A 1,519-nucleotide genomic window follows, 5' to 3' on the forward strand; every position below is an offset into this window, starting at 1 on the left:
TCACCCCTAACCACAGGTCATCCCCTCCATTTTCAACTGAAGTGGGTTCGGGCCTCCACACGCTCTTACACGCGCTTCACCCTGCCCATGGCTAGATCACTCCGCTTCGGGTCTAGGACACGCGACTCAAACGCCCTCTTCAGACTCGCTTTCGCTACGACTACCCCACACGGGTTAACCTCGCCACATGCCACTAACTCGCAGGCTCATTCTTCAAAAGGCACGCCAGCACAGTCATCAAAACTGCTTTGACGGCTTGTAGGCACACGGTTTCAGGTACTCTTTCACTCCCCTCCCGGGGTACTTTTCACCATTCCCTCACGGTACTATCCGCTATCGGTCATCAGGAAGTATTCAGCCTTACCAGGCGGTCCTGGCAGATTCACACGAGATTACACGAGTCCCGTCCTACTCGGGAAAACAGTCAACCCCCGCCACACACATTTCGCCTACAGGACTCTCACCCACTCCGGTCAGCCATCCCAGACTGTTCGACTACACGCGCAACAAAGGGCTCCGACCATGTGGAATCGGACAACCACTCCCCACAACACCACGCACACAACCCCCACACGGTTCATACATGCACGCAGTTTAGGCTCCTCCGCTTTCGCTCGCCACTACTCACAGAATCATTATTATTTTCTCTTCCTACGGGTACTGAGATGTTTCACTTCCCCGCGTTCCCCCCACACACCCTATATATTCAGATGCGGGTACCAGACCATCACAGACTGGCGGGTTCCCCCATTCGGACACCCTCGGATCACCGCTCGTTTACCAACTCCCCGAGGCTTATCGCAGGTTACAACGTCCTTCATCGGCTCCTGATGCCAAGGCATCCACCATGCGCCCTTCACCACTCACCACAACACACACAGCAGAAGACCAACAAGCCTCCCACCCAGCGTCTGGTGGGGTGGATAACACAAGAAACAAACACACCAACCACACCAGCCAACCCGACACCAGACTCACGCCTGACACCAGCCAGCCCATGGTTGGGCGACAAAATCACACACAGAAACACAGACCAAAAAATCTATGTTCTAGATGCTCACGTCCACTATTCACAAACCACACAACACCCACACACCCACCACCACCAGATCCACACGGACCCGACAGCCGGCAGGGGCGGCACCAGAACACACACCACCAAACAGTGGTCTGTTGTCCCAGAACCCCAACAGCATACTCAAACAATCAATCCCGCGATGTTCCACCCACGAGCAACCACGGACAGGACACTCGCCTGCCAACATGGCCAACACTCAATGTTGATGCTCCTTAGAAAGGAGGTGATCCAGCCGCACCTTCCGGTACGGCTACCTTGTTACGACTTAGTCCCAATCACCAGTCCCACCTTCGACCACTCCCCCCACACAAGGTGGTTAGGCCATGGGCTTCGGGTGTTACCGACTTTCGTGACTTGACGGGCGGTGTGTACAAGGCCCGGGAACGTATTCACCGCAGCATTGCTGATCTGCGATTACTAGCGACTCCGACTTCACGTAGT

The 1,519-nt window shown here is 55.3% G+C and carries 2 rRNA genes; both read right to left on the reverse strand.

Annotated features, from left to right (window positions below):
* Nucleotides 1–869, reverse strand: a 23S ribosomal RNA gene (locus NQ036_RS15355); the annotation flags it as partial.
* 425 nt (nt 870–1,294) lie between these two features.
* Nucleotides 1,295–1,519, reverse strand: a 16S ribosomal RNA gene (locus NQ036_RS15360); the annotation flags it as partial.

Origin of the sequence: Brevibacterium sp. 91QC2O2, from assembly GCF_024580695.1 — a bacterium.
Taxonomy (GTDB): domain Bacteria; phylum Actinomycetota; class Actinomycetes; order Actinomycetales; family Brevibacteriaceae; genus Brevibacterium; species Brevibacterium moorei.